Source organism: Aeromonas encheleia, assembly GCF_900637545.1.
Taxonomy (GTDB): domain Bacteria; phylum Pseudomonadota; class Gammaproteobacteria; order Enterobacterales; family Aeromonadaceae; genus Aeromonas; species Aeromonas encheleia.
The window spans coordinates 3,629,191-3,647,300 of sequence record NZ_LR134376.1 but is presented as its reverse complement, the minus strand read 5'-3'; the positions used below and the strand labels follow the sequence as shown (position 1 = coordinate 3,647,300).

The following is an 18,110-nucleotide window of genomic DNA, read 5'->3' as shown; positions in this document are numbered from 1 at the left end:
TTCCTCATCCGGCTTACTGGGCGGGCTGCTGTGACAGGGTGTCGAGCGCCAGTCCGAGCCAGCGTTGGCAGGCACCGTCCAGCGCCGTTTCATCCCCATAGCCGAGCTTGGCCAGCACCTGAGCGGGCTTGCTGCCGCTTCTGAGCAGACGCACCGCCTGCAGCAGCTGCCACTGGGGGCGCAGGGCATCGGCCGCCAGGGCCGGATCCTCGATGCCGCGCTGGGCGAGGCAGGCCTGCCAGGCCGCATCGCCGTCCGCCTGCCCACTCGCCAGCGCCCGCCAGGCGGCCTGCAGCGGTTGATCTGCCTGCGACTGGATGGGGCAGTATTGCAACTCGTCGAGGATGACCTGCAGGCGATGACCGTGGGCGCCCTGCCAGTCGATGGGCCTAGACCAGTTGGCCAGGCTGTCCAGCAGGGCATCCATCAGCGGGGTAGGCTGCAACCAGCCCGCCTGGGCGGGTTGGGCCACTCGCAGGGAGCAGGTCAACCGATCGTAACGGCAGCCCGCCAGGGGCGTGAAGGCGGCGAGGGCATCGGCGCAGAGCCAGAACTGCTTGCCCGCCGTCAGCAGCAGCTCATGGGAGCCGAGTCTCAGCAGCGCCGCTCCCCGGGTGACGCGCAGCAACTGACCCAGGGGGGAACGTTTGCGGGCACCGACCTGCAGATGAGGCGTGGAAAAATGCTGATATTCGATGGCGTGATGCATGTAAAAACCCTGATATGATGCTGCCTGGAGGTAACGCAAATGGAAACCAGACGTAAAAAGCGCTTCATTGCCGGTGCAGTTTGCCCGGCGTGCGGCAAGATGGACACCATGATGCTGTATATGGAGCATGGAGTCGAGAAGGTGACCTGTGTCGACTGTGGGGATACCCAGGTGCAGACCCAGGCCGAGGTAGACAAGGCCACCCGCGAGGCCGAGCAGGTGATAGGGGTGTTCCGCCCCGAGTAAAGGCGAGCCGGATGGCCGGAGTGGGCGAGGCCATCCGCGAGGCCAAACCTGGGCTCCGGCTGTTGAGTCCCGAGTGAGGGGCTTCCTTATATACCCGGGGTGCGAAGAGGCTCGTTTTGGACTGCTGACTTTTTCAGCATGCCGGAGCGGGGCAGATCATATGCTTGGCCACCTTTTTGAGGTATTCTGGGCCCGTTTTTTTCTATCCGCAGGATCCCTGACATGAAAGTAGCTCCCCTGAGCGTGGTTACGCTGGAATACACGGTCACCGACGAACACGGTGAAGTCATCGACACCACTGTCGGTAAAGAGCCTCTGGTGTATCTGCACGGTACCCGTTATCTGGTCGCCGGCCTCGAAGCCGAGCTGGAAGGTCGCAGCGTGGGCGAGGCGTTTGACGTCACCCTGACGCCGGGCCAGGCCTACGGCGAGTATGACGAGACTCTGGTGCAGGAAGTGCCCGGCGAGCTGTTCGATGGCATGGAAGTGTCTGAAGGGGATACTTTTGTTGCCGAGACCGACGATGGCCACCGTCCGGTGACCGTCATCGAGGTCTCCGAAGAGTTCATCAAGGTGGATGGCAACCATCCGCTGGCCGGTGTGACCCTGGGCTTCAAGGTCGAGATCCAGGACGTGCGTGCCGCGACCGCCGAAGAGCTGGCCCACGGCCACGTTCACGGTGCCGGTGGCTGCGGTCACGATCATGGCCATGACCACGATCACGACCACGGTGATGACCATGGCCACGGTGGTTGCTGCGGTGGTGGCCATGGCCACGATCACGGTCACGACCATGGTGAGGAGAAGGGCCACGGCGGTTGCTGCGGTGGTGGCGGTTGCGGTGGCAAGGGTCACCAGCACTGAGTTCAGCCTCTGGCTCGATAAAAAAACCCGCGTCTATCGCGGGTTTTTTTATGGGCCGGCAGCGGCTCAATAATGGGGTGGTGGCGTCTCTTCGGCCATGCTGGCGATCTGGCTGGGTTGCACGCTCTGCAGCTTGTCCACCAGCAGCTGGATCTGGTGCTTGAGCCGATCGAGTTCACGGCCCTGGGTGGTCACCTCCTCATTGAGTTGCTCCACCGTGTATTCGGCATAGGCGAGACGGCTTTCCAGGGTCTCGAGGCGATCGTTAAGTTGCTGACTCATGGGCCTTTTGGTCCTTACTTGATTGTCCAGATTTCGGCCAGGCCACTGGAACTGGCGCTGACGAGGTGACTATTGTCGCGCAAAGCCACGCCGTAGACCACAGCGCTCGGCGGTTTCACCTTGGGATGGGGGGAGACGCGCCAGCTCTGCAGCAGGCTGCCGTCGCTGACCCGCCACAGGGAGAGCTGGCGGGAGGGGGCGCCGGTGATGAGCCAGTTGCCGTCGTTGGCGAAGCGGGCGCTGGTGTGGACCTCGAAGCGGTGATCAAAGCGCAGCCGGCTCACTTCTTTACCAGTCTTGAGATCCCAGATGCTGGCCTGGCGGCTGTCGGCGGTGAAGGCGAAACGCCCGGCGGGATCTAGCCTGGCTATCACCACCCTGCCGCCGTGGTTGAAGCGCCACACTACCTGCCCGGTGCGGGTGTCCCACAGGTAGGCGCTGTAGTCGTTGCCGCCGGTGAGGGCGTAGCGGCCGTTGGCGGAGAGATCCACGGTATTGACCTGCTCGGTGTGGCCGAGAAACTGGATCCTGCGCCCGCTCTGGGTATCGATCAGCTCGGCCTTGCCATCTTCGCGGCCGATCAGCACCTGGCGACCGTCCGCCGAGAGTGTCGCATCCCTCAGGTTGGATTCAGGAAGCGAATAGTAGCCTTGGGACTGGCCATCTTGCAGACGCCAGATGGCGAAGCGGTGCTGGGAGGCGGTGATGGCGTGGCTGTCATCCGGCGAGAAACGGGTGAGGGTGACGAAGTCGTTCTGGTCATCGGACTGGCGCCAGCGCCAGCGCTCCTTGCCCTGTTCCAGGTCCCAGACGACGGTGCCTTGGCTCAGGCCGGAGACGATGGCCAGCTTGCCGTCAGCGCTCAGATCCGCACTCAGCAAGCCCTGGTTGGCGACGCGGATCTGCTGGCTAGGAGGGGGGCTCTGTTCGCAACCTGTCAGCATCAGACAAATAGCGATGAGATAAATGGCACTTTTGATCATTTTTCCTGTCTCATGCTTTCGTTACCTGCGATCACGGCGTTAGTATAAGGCGCTTATCACGATAAACCTCTCATTTCACGAAGGAACCGAGAGCGGTATTTAGAGTTTTGGAGAAACTGATGAACAATTTTCTGAAGGTGTCCCTGTTGGCTGCGGCCGTTGCCGTAGGTCTGACTGCTTGCCAAAAAGATGAGAAGCCCGCTGCGAACACCGCAGAGGTCAAGGCAGAAGCCAGCAAGCCGGCAGAGGCCCCCAAGGCTGAAGCCAAGAGCTTTGAAGAGCAATCCGGCTATGCAATTGGCCTCTCCATGGGTCGTTATATCGCCAATACGCTGGAGCGCCAGCAGGAGCTTGGCATCAAGCTGGACAACTCCGTCATCCTCAAGGGTGTGACCGACGGTCTGGGCAAAGACGCCAAGATGACTGACGAGGAGATCCAGAAGGTTCTGCAGCAGTACGACGCCAAGATCAACGAGTTGACCAAGGCCAAGGCTGACAAGGATGCCGTGGAAAACCAGAAGAAGGGTGAAGAGTACCTGGCCGCCAACGCCAAGAAAGAAGGCGTGAAGAGCACCGAATCCGGCCTGCAATACCTGGTCGAGAAGATGGGTGATGGCGCCAAGCCGAAGGCCACCGACATCGTCAAGGTGCACTACACCGGTACCCTGACCGATGGCACCAAGTTCGACAGCTCCGTCGACCGTGGCGAGCCGGCCACCTTCCCGCTGAACCAGGTGATCCCGGGCTGGACCGAAGGCGTGCAGCTGATGCCGGTCGGTTCCAAGTTCAAGTTCTTCCTGCCGTCCAAGCTGGCCTATGGCGAGCACGGTGCTGGTTCCATCCCGGCGAACGCCGTGCTGGTATTCGACGTCGAGCTGCTGGCCATCGAGAAGCCGGCTGCCGAAGCCGACAACACCAAGAAATAAGCAGGATACTGCACAAAAACGGCTCCTCAGGGAGCCGTTTTTACTTGTGTCGCTCGCCGTCGGCGGGAGAAAGAGGCTGGCCGCGGCTTGAGTGTGTGGCGGCTAGCCCCCAGAATAGACAACAAAATCAATCGCAAGGATGGATCCCGTGGCTGAAAGCAAACCTCGCGTCCTGCTGGTGGAAGACACCCGCAGTCTGGCTGTCGTCTATGAACAGTACCTGGCCCAGGATGGCTATGAGGTGCTGCTGGCCGACTGTGGCCAGCAGGCGCTGGCGCAGCTGCTGGCCAGCCCGCCGCCGGTGGTGCTGCTGGATCTGGAACTGCCCGACATGTCCGGCATGGAGATCCTGCAGCAGATCACCGAGCAGCAACTGCCCTGCTCGGTGGTGGTGATCACCGCCCACGGCTCGGTGGACGTGGCGGTGGAGGCGATGCGCCACGGGGCCTTCGACTTCCTGACCAAGCCGTTCGATAGCAAGCGGCTCTGTGCCACCGCCCGCAATGCCCTGACCCATCAGCAGCTGAGTTCGCTGGTGGCCCAGTACAGGGAGAACTTCGAGCGCAGCTCCTTCGCCGGCTTCATCGGTGCCTCCATGCCGATGCAGGCGGTGTACCGCATCATAGAGAGCGCGGCGCCGAGCAAGGCGACCGTGTTCATCACCGGCGAGAGCGGGACCGGCAAGGAGGTGTGTGCCGAGGCCATTCATCAATGCAGCCCGCGCCGGGAGCAACCCTTCATCGCGCTCAACTGCGCCGCCATCCCGCACGATCTGATGGAGAGCGAGATCTTCGGCCACGTGAAGGGCTCCTTCACCGGCGCCCAGGGGGATCGCAAGGGGGCAGCCAGCCTGGCCGACGGCGGCACCCTGTTCCTCGACGAGATCTGCGAGATGGATCTCGACTTGCAGAGCAAGCTGCTGCGCTTCATCCAGACCGGCACCCTGCAGCGGGTCGGCAGCGGCAAGCTGGAGACGGTGGACGTGCGTTTCGTCTGCGCCACCAACCGGGATCCTCTGGTGGAGGTGAAGGCGGGGCGTTTTCGGGAGGATCTCTACTACCGCCTGCACGTGATCCCCCTCAGCCTGCCGCCGCTGCGCGAGCGCGGCGAGGACATACTGCTGCTGGCCCGCGACCTCCTGCTGCGTTATGCCAAAGAGGAGAACAAGCGCTTCCGGGATTTCGATGGCGATGCGGTGCGGGTGCTGCTCGATTATCCCTGGCCGGGCAACGTGCGCGAGCTGCAGAACGTGGTGCGCAACATAGTGGTGCTCAACGACAGGGAGTGGGTGAGCATGGACATACTGCCGCCGCCCCTCAACGGCCGCCGGGGCGGCCCGGTGCCGCTGGTCACCGCGACCCAGGCAGACGCGAGCGTCCCCACGCCGCTCAATGCCCCCATCCGCCCGCTCTGGCTGGTGGAGAAGGAGGCCATAGAGCAGGCCATCGCCAGCTGTGATGGCAACATTCCCAAGGCCGCGGCCCTGCTGGAGATCAGCCCCTCCACCATTTACCGCAAGAAGCAGAATTGGGAAGAGGCGAACCAGCTCTGAAGATCAGCCCGCTCAACCTCTATCTATCGCAAGAAGCAGGGCTGGGAAGAGGCGAGCATAGCCTGAGGCGGGGGCGGGATGGCATCCGTCATCCTGGGCAGATGCGCTTGTGTGCGGGGCGGCCAACTGGCCGCCCCGCTGTGTTATTGCTAGAGCTTGGCGAGGCGCTTGAGCCTGGCCAGCCGCTCTGCCTCGTTGGCCTGCAGCCAGCCATCCTGTGACAGCAGAAACCAGGCGCGGGCAAAGTATTCGGTCACCGCCGGATCGTTCAGCGCCAGCGCATTCTCCCCCAGCTCTTCAAACACATAGCCATCCTCGGGGACGCCGGCGGCGGCCATGTCGTCCCGCAGCTGCGTCAGCTCGGTCATGGCCCGCTCAGGCTGGTCCTGGGCCCGACTCAGGCGTGCCAGGCTCCAGCGGGCGATAAAGGCCTTGGCCTGGTTGTTGTGCTGCTCGTGCCAGGCCAGGCACTTCTGCTGACAGACGATGGCCTCGTCGAGGTGGCCCAGCTCGAACAGGGTCCAGCCCTGGTTGTTGTAGAGCGTGGCGAGCCAGCCCCGCGCCTTTTCATCGGAACTGCGCTCGGCCAATGCCATCGCCAGCTGGTGCCAGCGGCTCTGTTCTTCCAGCGGGGCGGCGATGGCCACCATGTGGGCCGCATCGATGGCCAGATAGCGCTCCTCGTGCTTCACCCCCTGCTGCCAGGCCTGTTCAAACAGGGCTCTGGCTGTGGCCTTGTCGCCAGCGGAGTTGAACGTCCGCCCTCGCTCCAGCAGGGTACGAAGGCGGGCCCGCGGGGTGGCATCGGTGAGGCGGGGTTCTATCTCGTCGAGCAGCCGATGGGCCTGGTCGAACTGGCGTTGCAGCGAATGGGTGCGGGCTATCTGAGTGAGCAGCTCCAGCTCGTACTGCAGGTCGGCAGCGCGCGCCTCGGGCAGCAGTGCTTGAAAGCGCAGGGCGGTGGCGGCGGGATCCTGATAATCCCACTGCGCCATGAAATCGGATGCATTGTCCATCTGGCCTCCTTGCCGGTTATCCGTCCACCAAGATGCCTGCAGGCCATTATTTGTACAAGAGGCGCCCGTCACAGGGCGCCTCTTGGTCCGTCAGATATCACCACTTTCTGCCGTCAATACACCATGGCCAGGCTCATCAGCATCAGACCGAGGGCGGCGAAGGCGCCCTCCTTGATGGCGAGGCGGGGCACCAGCGCCTTGGGCAGCGCCGGGAACAGGCAGAGCGCGAAGCCAAGCCCGGGCATCAGCCAGTGAAAGCCCGGGCTGCGCAGGGCCGGGTCGGCGGCGCCATTGATGACGATGAGCAGGATGAACAGGGTGAAGGCGGGCAGGATGAACCAACGGGCGCTGCCGGCCGCGACGGCCCGCAGCGGCGAGATGCGATAGAGCACCAGGGTCACGATAAACAGTACCAGGGGGGCCAACAGATAGAGCGGGGCCGGGTTCATGATAGAGGGTCTCCAGACGGTGGATGAGTGGGGCCGAGTGCATCATCGTCCTGCCGATGGTGGCAGGCAGGCGTGGCCTCGGCGCTGCACGGGGCAGGGACAGCGTGGCCCCAGGACGATGGGAGGCGGGATTTAATCAGCCGGCGCGGGACATGACCAGCGTGCCAGCCCCAGGCTGTGAAGCCGATCCCAGGCAAACCTTTGCCTGGGGCGGGATCAGCGCAGCCAGAACCAGGCGGCGGCAAAGCCCAGCCAGCTCAGCAGCAACAGGATCCAGGGCAGGGGATGCTGGCGGGAGACCTCGATCAGCTCGATCTCATGGGTCTCTTCCTCATGCTCGCCCTGCTGCGGCTGTTTCGCCTTGGCCTGCAGCTTCTTCTGGCGGCTGGCCTCGCGGGCCCGCGCCTTCATCTGCTTCTTGTATTCGTCGACCCCCTTCTGGATCCCCTGGGCGATCAGCTGGGTCTGCTCCTTGGTCTGGCCCGGCTTCTGGTTGGCGCGGGCGATCTTCATCGCCTCTTGCTGGGTCTCGGGGGAAATCTTGTCGTACTTTGCCATTCACGGCTCTCCTTGGCATCGATTGGCGGAAAGTATGCCATAACTGCGCCGCTCAGGCTGCCATCCCGGTGCGCGACCCACGCGGCATGACGGGAAAACGATCGAAATATCAGAATGAGAAAGCAAGTTGCGCAGATGATCACATTTAGCGGAATTTGTGAGTCACCGATGAAAAAGCGTCACATGTTGTTTGTTATATTACCGCCCGACCTAATGGCTTGGGTCGTCCAATAACAAAATAACAAGGTGATATGGAAATGAATTATAAATTTGTCAAAGGAAGTGTCGCACTGGCTGTGCTCGCCGCGCTGAGTGGCTGTAATACCTCCAGCAATGAAAGTGTCGCCCCCTGCAGCGAGAATGTCTGCAAACTCACCGTCCTGCATACCAACGATACCCATGGTCGCTTCTGGCACAATGACAAGGGTGAATATGGCATGGCGGCCCAGAAGACGCTGGTCGAGCGTCTGCGTGGCGAGGCCAAGGCGGCCGGCAGCGAGGTGCTGGTGCTCTCCGGTGGTGACGTGAACACCGGGGTGCCCGAGTCGGATCTGCAGGATGCGGAGCCGGACTTCATGGCCATGAACAGCATTCGCTACGATGCCATGGCCGTGGGCAACCACGAGTTTGACAACCCCCTGACCATCTTGGAGAAGCAGCGTCAGTGGGCCAAGTTCCCCATGATCTCCGCCAACATCTACGACAAGACCAGCGGCAAGCGCTACTTCGACCCCTACAAGGTGTTCAAGCTGGAGAATGGCCTCAAGGTCGCCGTGCTGGGGCTGACCACCGAAGACACCGCCCAGCTGGTGGATCCCAACAACGTCCAGACCCTGGAGTTCCGCGATCCGACCACGGAGGCGGCCAAGCTCGGCAAGCAGATCCGTGCCGACAAAGAGGCGAACCTGGTCTTCGCCATCACCCACATGGGTCACTACGAGGATGGTCAGCACGGCAGCAACGCCCCCGGCGATGTCGAGATGGCCCGTGCGCTGCCGGCCGGCACCCTGGACGCCATCATCGGCGGCCACTCCCAGAATCCGGTCTGCATGGAGCCGGGGACGGTGAACAAGTATGCCGACTTCAAGCCGGGTGACGACTGCCTGCCGGATCAGCAGAACGGCACCTGGATCATGCAGGCTCACGAGTGGGGCAAGTATGTGGGCCGCGCCCAGTTCGACTACCAGAATGGCAAGCTGACCCTGACCAGCTATGAGCTGATCCCGGTCAATCTCAAAGACGCTGGGGGTGCCTTCATTCAGGAGGAGATCACCAAGGATCCCGAGCTGTACAACACTCTGCTCACCTATCAGGAGAAGGGTCAGCAGGAGTTGGGCGTGGTAATTGGTTCCACCGACGGCCTGCTGGACGGTGAGCGTGCCAATGTGCGCAACAAGCAGACCAACCTGGGTCGCCTGATCACCACCGCCACGGCGCAGAAGCTGAGCACCGACTTTGCCATCGTCAACTCGGGTGGGGTGCGTGCCTCCATCGCCGCCGGCGACATCAGCTATCGCGACGTGCTGACCGTGCATCCGTTTGGCAACACGGTCAACAAGGCGACCATGAGCGGCAGCGAGCTGGTGACCTATCTGGGCCAGGTGGCGACCAAGACAGTCAACACCGGTGGCTATGCCCAGTTTGGTGGCATCAAGATGGCGGTGGATTGCCAGGCCAAGAGCGTGACCATCACCAGCGTGGGCGGCAAGGCGTTCGATCCGGCCGCGGTCTACAGCTTTGCCATCCCGAGCTTCAGCGCGGCCGGTGGCGATGGCTATCCGAAGATCAATACCATCAACGCCGGTCTGGTGGATGCCGGGGTATTGAAGGAGTATATCGAGGCGAAGAAGACCATACTGGTGGCCGATTATCAGCCAGCCGGCGAGGTGAGCTATGTTAATTCCGCCTCGCTTGATGGCTGTAAATAACGACAGGGTCCTGCACCCATAAAGCGAAAGAGGCAGCCCAGGCTGCCTCTTTCATATTTATGATGTCACCCGGCTCGGCGGTGAGGCAATATTGGCGAGCTGTCATGGTGGCGCCGGAATAACGTCTTCTATATTTAGTGCCAATAAAAAGGCGACCCTGAGGTCGCCTTTATCATGCTTGCCGGATGGGAGCGCTTACAGCTGCTCGATACCGGCGATGTGCCAGGGGGCATTGTCCTTGGTCAGGTTGCGCTCGAGGTGCCACACCTCTTTGATGTCTTCCTCGACCTGCTCCTGACGGTCCATGTAGCGACCGCTGAAGCGCACGCTGACCTGGGCCCAGTCGCTGCCGTAGTCGGCGCGTACCAGCTGGGTGTCCACATACATGACTTCGGTATGCTGCTCACCGGTCAACTTGGCACGCTCGGCCTTGAGCTGTTCGAACAGCTCCGGGCTCACGTACTCGCGTACCTTCTCCAGATCGTTCTTGTTCCAGGCCTCTTGCAGGGTGCGATAGTGATCGCGCGCGCCGGACAGGAAGCCATTCATGTCAAAGCCGGGAGGCAGACGGAACGGCACGTCACTGTCGGCGAAGCCGGTCGCCTGCGGAGCACCGTGGCTCTGCTCGAACTGCTGGGGTGCGACCGGGGGCTGATAACCCGCATAGGCTGCCTGTGGCTGGGCCGTCGCCGCCTTGTTCTTGCGCAGGGTGCGCAGCAGGAAGACGGCACCCAGGGCCAGCAGGGCGATCAGCAGCATGTCCATGCCCTGCAGACCTTCGAATGCGCCGCTACCCAGCAGGTAGGCGAACAGGCCGCCGGCCAGCAGGCCGCCGAGCAGGCCGCCCATCATGCCGCTCTTCTTGGGCGCCGCGGCCAGGGTCGGGTTCTTACCGTTCACCGGTGCGGCGGTTGGAGCCGGTTGGGCCGGCGCCGTCTTGTAGCTCTTGCCAAAGGATCCGCCGCCACCAAATTTCTTGGCTTCGGCTATGGGTGCCCCGAGGCCAATGGCCAGGATCACGGCAAACAGGGTCAGCATCTTTTTCATTTTGACTCTTTTCACTCTCATGTAGGTGGGGGCATGCTCTGCTTGTGCAAGCTCAGCGAGGCGCATGGCAGGCTGCCGGTCCCTTTTTGTGTTGCAGCTTGCGACTATGATTAACATGGTTGGCATGAATTATTCATGAACAGATTACCCCATCCCGGGGAGCGCAGAGGAGAATCCGCATGAGAAACAGACGGCCGAGTCGCAAGGAGCGCAAGCTGCGCAACAAGTTGAGAGCCAAGGTGCAGGATCAGACGCTGGTCTGGCCCTTCATCGTGGTGTGAGCCCGCCCGCAATCCCATCCAAGTGCCTTGACCGCAACCCAGGGGAGGAGGGTTGCCCCGATCCGAAGTGAATAGCGCGCATTAGCGCTCGCGATGGCGGGGTTTCTTTTGTAAAATTCCCGTCCCCTTCCCGCTGCGGTTTTTATGTGTATGGCAGAGCAAGTGACGGCGAAAAAAGACGCCAAGACACAACAGCTGAAAGTTCCCCCCCACTCTTTTGAGGCCGAGCAGTCCGTACTGGGCGGCCTGATGCTGGATAACGAGGCCTGGGATCGGGTGGCCGAGCGGGTGATCGACAAGGATTTCTACAGCCGTCCCCACCGCCTGATCTTCCAGGCCATGACCCGCCTCACCAACGCGGGCAACCCCATCGATCTCATCACCCTGCAGGAGGAGCTGGAGCGCTCCGAGCAGCTGGAGGAGTCCGGTGGCTTCGCCTATCTGGTGGAGATCGCCAAGAACACCCCGAGCGCCGCCAACATCAATGCCTACGCCGAGATAGTGCGTGAGCGGGCCGTGGTGCGGGAGATGATCGCGGTCGCCAACGAGATCGTCGAGGCGGGTTACGAGCCCCAGGGCCGCACCTCGGGCGATCTGCTGGATCTGGCCGAGAGCAAGGTATTCAAGATTGCCGAGCAGCGCTCCAGCGCCAACGAGGGCCCGCAGCCCCTGAAGCTCATTCTGGAGCAGACGGTCGACAAGATTGAGGAGCTGTTCAAGACCCCTCACAACGGGGTGACCGGGGTCTCCAGCGGTTACGGCGATCTCGACAAGATGACCGCCGGCCTGCAGCGCTCGGATCTGATTATCGTGGCGGCCCGTCCCTCCATGGGCAAGACGACGTTTGCCATGAACCTGTGCGAGCACGCGGCGCTCACCGCCGACAAACCGGTGCTGATCTTCTCCCTGGAGATGCCCTCCGAGCAGATCATCATGCGTATGCTCGCCTCTGTGGGGCGCATCGATCAGACCAAGGTGCGGACCGGCCAGCTCGACGATGAAGATTGGGCGCGCCTCTCCTCCACCATGGGGCTGCTGCTCGAGAAGGGCAAGATGTACATAGATGACGCCTCCGGCCTGACCCCGACCGACGTGCGCTCCCGTGCGCGGCGCATCGCCCGCGAGCACGGCGGCCTCAGCATGATCATGATCGACTACCTGCAGCTGATGCGGGTACCGGCGCTGTCCGACAACAGAACCCTGGAGATCGGTGAGATCTCCCGCTCCCTCAAGGCGCTGGCGAAAGAGCTGCAGTGCCCGGTGGTGGCGCTCTCCCAGCTGAACCGAAGCCTGGAGCAGCGGGCCGACAAGCGTCCGGTCAACTCGGATCTGCGGGAATCAGGCTCCATCGAGCAGGATGCGGATCTGATCATGTTTATCTACCGTGATGAGGTCTATCACGATGACAGTCCCGACAAGGGGATTGCCGAGATCATCATCGGCAAGCAGCGTAACGGCCCCATAGGCCGGGTGCGCCTCACCTTCCAGGGTCAGTTCTCCCGGTTCGACAACTACGCCGGTCCGGCGTTTGATGATGACTACTAAGCCGGGGTCGAGATCGCCCCGGATACCAGACACAGTTTTCCCGGTTCGACAATTCTGCCGGTCCGGCCTTAGACGATGACTATTAAGGGATGACACCACTCGGTGCCTGGCGCGCGTGCGCCATCATGCCCTCGTAAGGGAAAACAGATGAAAGCGGCTATTGCCCAAATCGATACGACGGCCCTGCGCCACAACCTCGCCGTGGTCAAGCGCCACGCCCCTTCCTGCAAGATCATCGCCGTGGTCAAGGCCAACGCCTATGGCCATGGCCTGCTGCCGGTCGCCCGCACCCTGGTGGATGCGGACGCCTATGCGGTGGCCCGCATCGAGGAGGCGCTGATGCTGCGCTCCTGCGCCGTGGTCAAGCCCATAGTGCTGCTGGAAGGCTTCTTCTCGAGCGCGGATCTGCCGGTGCTGGCGGCCAACAACCTGCAGACCGCGGTGCACACCTGGGAGCAGCTCGAGGCGCTGGAGCAGGCCGAGCTGCCGGCCCCCGTGGTGGCCTGGCTCAAGCTCGACACCGGCATGCACCGGCTCGGGGTGCGCGCCGACGAGATGCCTGCCTTTATCGAGCGACTGGCCCGCTGCAAGAACGTGGTGCAGCCGTTCAACATCATGACCCACTTCAGCCGCTCCGATGAGCTGGAGCAGCCCACCACCCGCGAGCAGATCGACCTGTTCAGCCGCCTGACCGCGCCGCTCAAGGGCGAGCGCGCCATGGCGAACTCGGCGGGCATCCTGGCCTGGCCTGACTCCCACTGCGACTGGGTGCGCCCCGGCGTCATCCTCTACGGCGTCTCCCCCTTCCCGGATACGGTGGCGGCGGATTACGACCTCAAGCCCGTGATGACCCTCAAGACCCAGCTCATCGCGGTGCGCGATCACAAGGCCGGCGAGCCGGTGGGCTATGGCGCTAACTGGGTATCGACCCGTGACACCCGGCTCGGGGTCATCGCCATCGGTTATGGCGACGGCTATCCCCGGATGGCGCCCAACGGTACTTCGGTGCTGGTCAATGGCCGCATAGTGCCGCTGGTGGGTCGGGTCTCCATGGACATGACCACAGTGGATCTCGGCCCAGGCGCCACCGACAAGGCCGGTGACGAGGCCGTGCTCTGGGGCGAAGGCTTGCCGGTGGAGCGGGTCGCCGAGGAGATAGGCACCATTCCCTACGAACTGATCACCAAGCTCACCTCCCGGGTATTTATGGAGTATGTGTAGGTCTGGGATCTCGGTTTAGAAGGCAATGAATGGCGGAGACAGGCGCGACCTTTCCCTTACGAGCCCATCACCAAGTTCAGCTCCCGAGTGTTGATGGAATGTGTGTAGGGTCGATTAGCGAAGCCTAATCGGCCGCTGCCATAACCAAGTAAGTTCCCCCGCTGAATGAACCAACAAAAAGGCCGCCCCGATAAGGACGGCCTTTTTTAATCTCTTTTGATCGCGTGACCGAGATAACAAGCCCCGCGTCTGCGGGGCTTGGGTCTCTGTCACTGTGCGGTGCTTAGCCTATGGTCATCAGGCTGGCGTTGCCACCGGCGGCGGCGGTGTTGACCGAGAGCGCGTGCTCGATCAGCAGGCGCTCCAGCGGGATGTCGGTCTCGCCACGGTGCAGGCCGTGCACGCCGACGATGGCACCAGGACGGGCGGCGGCGAGCTTGGCCACTTCCCGCAGCTGATCCGAGTCGCCGTGGTGCAGCAGGGCATCGAAGCCAACCTCGCCGTTGGCCCAGTCCGCCACCAGCTGGATGCGGCCCCGTGCCTCGGCCGGCAGGCCGGCTTGCAGGGTACGGTTCTGGGCGTTGTCCTGCCACAGCACTTGCGTCCCGACCGCCAGACAGGCCGCCAGCTGGGCCAGCAGATCGCCCTTATCCTCGGCCAGACAGAGCACCCGCTCCCGTGGCAGCAGGCTGTAAGTATTGCGCTCGCCGGTGGGGCCGACCAGCACCTGGGTCAGGCCGCTCTGGGCCAGCTCGGCATACTGGTCGCACAGGGTCACCAGCGCCTTCTCCTGCTTGAGTGCCCAGTTGCGCAGGGCCTGCAGGGCCGGCTTGGTCGCCTCGCTGCGCTGGGTTGCACCCGGCTCCTGGCGCAGCTGGCTGGCCACCGCATCCTGCGGGCGGGTCGCCAGCAGGCGGTACATGTAGAGCGGGCCACCCGCCTTGGGACCGGTGCCGGAGAGGCCCTCGCCGCCGAACGGCTGCACCCCGACCACGGCGCCCACTATGTTGCGGTTGACGTAGAGGTTGCCGACCTTGGCGGTGTTGACCACCTGGGCTATGGTCTCGTCGATCCGGGTATGCACCCCCAGCGTCAGGCCGTAGCCGCTGTCGTTGATCTGCGCGAGCAGCTCGCCGAGCTTGGCGCGCGGGTAGCGCACCAGGTGCAGCACGGGGCCGAACACCTCGCGGCCGAGCTCGTCCAGGCTGTCGAGCTCGATCAGGGTCGGCAGCACGAAGGTGCCGCGGCTGTAGTCGGCACCCTTGTCTGCACACAGAGGGACACGGGCTATCTGGTGCACCCGACGACCCTTGTCCCCCATGGCCTTGATGTGCTGCTCGATGTTGGCCTTGGCCTCGGCGTCGATGACGGGGCCTATGTCGGTGGAGAGGTGCTCGGGGTTGCCGACCTTGTACTCGGCCATGGCCCCCTTGAGCATGCGGATCACCCGCTCCGCCACGTCGTCCTGTACGCACAGCACCCGCAGGGCGGAGCAGCGCTGGCCGGCGCTGTCGAACGCCGAGGAGATGACGTCCATCACCACCTGCTCGGTCAGGGCGGAGGAGTCGACGATCATGGCGTTCTGGCCACCGGTCTCGGCGATCAGCGGTATGGTGCGGCCCTGGGCATCGAGGCGACCGGCCAGGTTGCGGGAGATGATGCCCGCCACCTCGGTGGAGCCGGTGAACATGACGCCACGGATCCGCTCGTCGGCGATAAGCGTCGCGCCCACGGTCTCACCGCGGCCCGGCAGCAGTTGCACCGCGCCCTCGGGGACCCCTGCCTCGCGCAGGATGCGCACCGCCTGGGCGGCGATGAGGGGGGTCTGCTCCGCCGGCTTGGCCAGCACCGTATTGCCGGCCGCCAGCGCGGCGCAGACCTGACCGCTGAAGATCGCCAGCGGGAAGTTCCAAGGGCTGATGCAGACCACGGGGCCGAGCGGCCTGTGGCTGTCGTTGGCGAAGTGGTCGCGTGCCTGGGCGGCGTAGTAACGCAGGAAGTCGACCGCCTCGCGCACCTCGGCGATGGCGTTGCTGAAGGTCTTGCCGGATTCGCGCACCAGCAGGCCCATCAGGGGCTGCAGCTCTGACTCCATCAGATCGGCGGCTCTGTCCAGTACGGCGGCGCGCTCGGCCGGCGGGGTCGACTGCCAGATCTGGCCGCTGGCCAGGGCGCAGGCCAGAGCACTGTCCACCAGCTCGGGGCTGGCCTCGCTCACCTGACCGACGACATCGCGGTGATCCGCCGGGTTGAGCACAGCCTGGAACTCGGTCGGAGCCGCAATCTCGCAACCCAGCATGGGCTGAGCCAGATAACGGTTGTTGGTGCTGCCGAGCAGGGCGGCGGAGAGCGAACCCAGTCGGTGTTCGTTGGCGAGATCCAGGCCGGCGGAGTTGGGTCTGGCCTCGCCGTACAGCTCGCGCGGCAACGGGATGCGCGGGTGGGGCAGGCCGAGGCTGCCTTCACGGGCGGCCATCTGCTCGATCTGCTGCACCGGATCCTGCACCAGATCCTGCAGCGAGATGCTGTTGTCCGCGATGCGGTTGACGAAGGAGGTGTTGGCCCCGTTCTCCAGCAGGCGGCGCACCAGGTAGGCGAGCAGGGTCTCGTGGCTGCCGACCGGCGCATAGATGCGGCAGGGACGACCGAGCTTGCCGTCGGCGACCTTGCCGACCACCTGTTCGTACAGCGGTTCACCCATGCCGTGCAGGCACTGGAACTCGTACTGACCCGGGTAGTAGTTCTGCCCCGCCAGCTGGTAGATGGCCGACAGGGAGTGGGCGTTGTGGGTGGCGAACTGGGGATAGATGGACTCCGGTACCGCCAGCAGCTTGCGGGCGCAGGCGAGGTAGGAGAGATCGGTGTAGGGCTTGCGGGTATAGACCGGATAGCCCTCCAGGCCGTCCTGCTGGGCGCGCTTGATCTCGCTGTCCCAGTAGGCGCCCTTCACCAGCCGGATCATCAGGCGGTGGCGGCTGCGTTTGGCGAGATCGATGACGTAGTCGATCACATAGGGGCAGCGCTTCTGGTAGGCCTGGATGACGAAGCCGATGCCGTTCCAGTCGGCAAGGGAGGGATCGAAGCAGAGCCTCTCCAGCAGATCGAGGGAGATCTCCAGCCGATCCGCCTCCTCGGCGTCGATGTTGATGCCGATGTCATACTGCTTGGCGAGCTGGGTCAGGCCGAGCAGGGTGGGGTAGAGCTCCTCCATCACCCTATCGTACTGGGCACGGCTGTAGCGCGGGTGCAGGGCGGAGAGCTTGATGGAGATGCCCGGACCCTCGTAGATGCCGCGGCCGTGGGAGGCCTTGCCGATGGCGTGGATGGCCTGCTCGTAGGAGGCGAGATAGCGCTTGGCGTCCTCCTCGGTCAGGGCCGCTTCCCCCAGCATGTCGTAGGAGTAGCGGAAGCCCTTGCTCTCGGTGCTGCCGGCGTTGGCCAGCGCCTCGGCGATGGTCTCGCCGGTGACGAACTGCTCGCCCATCAGCCGCATCGCCATGTCGACGCCCTTGCGGATCAGCGGCTCGCCGCCCTTGCCGATCAACCCCTTGAGGGAGTTGTTGAGGCCGGCCTCGTTATGAGTGGCCACCAGCTTGCCGGTGATGAGCAGGCCCCAGGAGGCGGCGTTGACGAACAAGGAGGTGCTGTTGCCCAGATGCTGGCTCCAGTTGCCGCCGCTGATCTTGTCGCGGATCAGGGCATCGCGGGTCGCCTTGTCCGGGATGCGCAGCAGCGCCTCGGCCAGGCACATCAGCGCCACCCCTTCCTGGGAAGAGAGGGAAAACTCCTGCAGCAGGCCCTGCACCAGGCCCTGACGGCCGCTGGCGCTCTTCTGGTTGCGCAGCTTCTCGGCAATGCTCAGAGCGAGCTTCTGGGTGGCCTCGGCCTTCTCTTTGGGCAGGCGCGCCTGCTCCAGCAGCATGGGCACGGCCTCGGTCTCGGGGCGGCGATAGGCGGAGGTGATGGCGGCGCGCAGCACGGACTGCGGCAAGATGCTCTCGGCAAACTCGAGGAAGACCTGAATGCCCTGTTCGGTCAGGGCCTCTACGGGCTCCTCACCGGCGGCGGCGGCCAGGCCGGACTGCTCGGGCGGGGTCAGGCCGCGCTCCAGCTGCTCCAGGTAGGTGAAGATCGATTGCTTGATCAGCCAGTGCGGGGTGCGGTCCAGGGTCTGCGCCGCCTGTTTCAGCCGGTCGCGGGTCGCTTCGTCGAGTTTAACGCCAAGGGTGGTGGTGGCCATGGGACTTCCTGTGTCGGTACGGTGACAATATTGCCGAATGGTTAAATTTTGACGAGGATGGCGCAACCAGGTGCAACCTGCAAGTTAGAAATTTTAATGCTTTCGCTACATTGCTGAATTTAAAGGAGCCTATCGGGTTGGCGGCTGGGCCCAGTGTGGTGCGGCCGTGGGCGCTTTTTACTGCAAGATGAACAGGTTAATGGCTTGTCTCCCGAATGTTGAAGGAGGTGCAACCCGTGCTGAAGATTGGTTGCTCTTTTCAA

At 63.4% G+C, this 18,110-nt stretch carries 15 protein-coding genes; 7 read left to right on the top strand and 8 right to left on the bottom strand.

Annotation, left to right across the window (positions count from 1 at the left end; translation table 11 throughout):
• Nucleotides 1–13: 13 nt before the first annotated feature.
• Entirely contained in the window at nt 14–709 is a 696-nt protein-coding gene (locus EL255_RS16815; RefSeq protein ID WP_042654323.1) for a hypothetical protein, read from the bottom strand.
• Nucleotides 710–748: 39 nt separating this feature from the next.
• Here EL255_RS16815 and EL255_RS16810 point away from each other — a divergent pair, with 39 nt between their 5' ends.
• Together EL255_RS16810 and EL255_RS16805 are read left to right on the top strand one after the other, a co-directional pair.
• Nucleotides 749–955, top strand: a complete 207-nt coding sequence (locus EL255_RS16810) for a YheV family putative zinc ribbon protein (RefSeq protein ID WP_033130616.1) — start codon at nt 749–751, stop codon at nt 953–955.
• 222 nt (nt 956–1,177) lie between these two features.
• Nucleotides 1,178–1,819, top strand: a complete 642-nt coding sequence (locus EL255_RS16805) for an FKBP-type peptidyl-prolyl cis-trans isomerase (protein ID WP_042654199.1) — start codon at nt 1,178–1,180, stop codon at nt 1,817–1,819.
• A 66-nt stretch (nt 1,820–1,885) separates the two neighbouring features.
• Here the strand turns inward: EL255_RS16805 and EL255_RS16800 are convergent, their stop codons facing one another.
• Both EL255_RS16800 and EL255_RS16795 read right to left on the bottom strand, forming a co-directional pair.
• A complete protein-coding gene (locus tag EL255_RS16800) occupies nt 1,886–2,101 on the bottom strand; it encodes a SlyX family protein (RefSeq protein ID WP_025328072.1) in 216 nt (71 codons plus the stop codon).
• Nucleotides 2,102–2,115: 14 nt separating this feature from the next.
• Nucleotides 2,116–3,084: a WD40 repeat domain-containing protein gene (locus EL255_RS16795; protein ID WP_042654198.1), complete on the bottom strand. Its 969-nt coding sequence runs from the start codon at nt 3,082–3,084 to the stop codon at nt 2,116–2,118.
• Nucleotides 3,085–3,203: 119 nt separating this feature from the next.
• Between EL255_RS16795 and fkpA the strand changes: the two genes are divergently transcribed.
• Both fkpA and EL255_RS16785 read left to right on the top strand, forming a co-directional pair.
• Entirely contained in the window at nt 3,204–4,010 is an 807-nt protein-coding gene (gene fkpA, locus EL255_RS16790) for an FKBP-type peptidyl-prolyl cis-trans isomerase (RefSeq protein WP_042654197.1), read from the top strand.
• Nucleotides 4,011–4,158: 148 nt separating this feature from the next.
• On the top strand, nt 4,159–5,562 hold the full coding sequence (locus tag EL255_RS16785; protein WP_042654322.1) for a sigma-54-dependent transcriptional regulator: 1,404 nt from the start codon (nt 4,159–4,161) through the stop codon (nt 5,560–5,562).
• Nucleotides 5,563–5,711: 149 nt separating this feature from the next.
• Here EL255_RS16785 and EL255_RS16780 read toward each other — a convergent pair whose 3' ends face one another.
• From EL255_RS16780 to EL255_RS16770, 3 genes are all read right to left on the bottom strand, one after another.
• Nucleotides 5,712–6,578 (bottom strand): tetratricopeptide repeat protein, encoded by an 867-nt coding sequence (locus EL255_RS16780; RefSeq protein ID WP_042654196.1) that lies wholly within the window; start codon nt 6,576–6,578, stop codon nt 5,712–5,714.
• 113 nt (nt 6,579–6,691) lie between these two features.
• Nucleotides 6,692–7,027, bottom strand: a complete 336-nt coding sequence (locus EL255_RS16775) for a hypothetical protein (protein ID WP_042654195.1) — start codon at nt 7,025–7,027, stop codon at nt 6,692–6,694.
• A 216-nt stretch (nt 7,028–7,243) separates the two neighbouring features.
• Nucleotides 7,244–7,585: a DUF2956 domain-containing protein gene (locus EL255_RS16770; protein WP_042654194.1), complete on the bottom strand. Its 342-nt coding sequence runs from the start codon at nt 7,583–7,585 to the stop codon at nt 7,244–7,246.
• A 257-nt stretch (nt 7,586–7,842) separates the two neighbouring features.
• Here EL255_RS16770 and ushA point away from each other — a divergent pair, with 257 nt between their 5' ends.
• On the top strand, nt 7,843–9,513 hold the full coding sequence (ushA, locus tag EL255_RS16765) for a bifunctional UDP-sugar hydrolase/5'-nucleotidase UshA (RefSeq protein ID WP_042654193.1): 1,671 nt from the start codon (nt 7,843–7,845) through the stop codon (nt 9,511–9,513).
• A 195-nt stretch (nt 9,514–9,708) separates the two neighbouring features.
• On the opposite strand, the gene EL255_RS16760 is transcribed toward ushA, so the two are convergent.
• Nucleotides 9,709–10,560, bottom strand: a complete 852-nt coding sequence (locus tag EL255_RS16760; RefSeq protein WP_042654192.1) for a Tim44 domain-containing protein — start codon at nt 10,558–10,560, stop codon at nt 9,709–9,711.
• Between the two features lie 431 nt (nt 10,561–10,991).
• Between EL255_RS16760 and dnaB the strand changes: the two genes are divergently transcribed.
• Complete coding sequence (gene dnaB, locus EL255_RS16750; protein WP_042654191.1) at nt 10,992–12,386, top strand: replicative DNA helicase; 1,395 nt, start codon at nt 10,992–10,994, stop codon at nt 12,384–12,386.
• Nucleotides 12,387–12,533: 147 nt separating this feature from the next.
• A complete protein-coding gene (gene alr, locus EL255_RS16745; protein WP_042654190.1) occupies nt 12,534–13,607 on the top strand; it encodes an alanine racemase in 1,074 nt (357 codons plus the stop codon).
• A gap of 283 nt (nt 13,608–13,890) precedes the next feature.
• On the opposite strand, the gene putA is transcribed toward alr, so the two are convergent.
• The gene (gene putA, locus EL255_RS16740; RefSeq protein WP_042654189.1) at nt 13,891–17,847 is read right to left on the bottom strand and encodes a trifunctional transcriptional regulator/proline dehydrogenase/L-glutamate gamma-semialdehyde dehydrogenase; all 3,957 of its coding nucleotides are present in this window, start codon (nt 17,845–17,847) and stop codon (nt 13,891–13,893) included.
• Nucleotides 17,848–18,110: the final 263 nt, after the last annotated feature.

Coding starts and splice junctions, on each gene's coding strand:
- EL255_RS16815 (WP_042654323.1), bottom strand. CDS start 709: ATGCATCACGCCATCGAATATCAGCATTTTTCCACGCCTCATCTGCAG.
- EL255_RS16810 (WP_033130616.1), top strand. CDS start 749: ATGGAAACCAGACGTAAAAAGCGCTTCATTGCCGGTGCAGTTTGCCCG.
- EL255_RS16805 (WP_042654199.1), top strand. CDS start 1,178: ATGAAAGTAGCTCCCCTGAGCGTGGTTACGCTGGAATACACGGTCACC.
- EL255_RS16800 (WP_025328072.1), bottom strand. CDS start 2,101: ATGAGTCAGCAACTTAACGATCGCCTCGAGACCCTGGAAAGCCGTCTC.
- EL255_RS16795 (WP_042654198.1), bottom strand. CDS start 3,084: ATGATCAAAAGTGCCATTTATCTCATCGCTATTTGTCTGATGCTGACA.
- fkpA (WP_042654197.1), top strand. CDS start 3,204: ATGAACAATTTTCTGAAGGTGTCCCTGTTGGCTGCGGCCGTTGCCGTA.
- EL255_RS16780 (WP_042654196.1), bottom strand. CDS start 6,578: ATGGACAATGCATCCGATTTCATGGCGCAGTGGGATTATCAGGATCCC.
- EL255_RS16775 (WP_042654195.1), bottom strand. CDS start 7,027: ATGAACCCGGCCCCGCTCTATCTGTTGGCCCCCCTGGTACTGTTTATC.
- EL255_RS16770 (WP_042654194.1), bottom strand. CDS start 7,585: ATGGCAAAGTACGACAAGATTTCCCCCGAGACCCAGCAAGAGGCGATG.
- ushA (WP_042654193.1), top strand. CDS start 7,843: ATGAATTATAAATTTGTCAAAGGAAGTGTCGCACTGGCTGTGCTCGCC.
- EL255_RS16760 (WP_042654192.1), bottom strand. CDS start 10,560: ATGAAAAAGATGCTGACCCTGTTTGCCGTGATCCTGGCCATTGGCCTC.
- dnaB (WP_042654191.1), top strand. CDS start 10,992: ATGGCAGAGCAAGTGACGGCGAAAAAAGACGCCAAGACACAACAGCTG.
- alr (WP_042654190.1), top strand. CDS start 12,534: ATGAAAGCGGCTATTGCCCAAATCGATACGACGGCCCTGCGCCACAAC.
- putA (WP_042654189.1), bottom strand. CDS start 17,847: ATGGCCACCACCACCCTTGGCGTTAAACTCGACGAAGCGACCCGCGAC.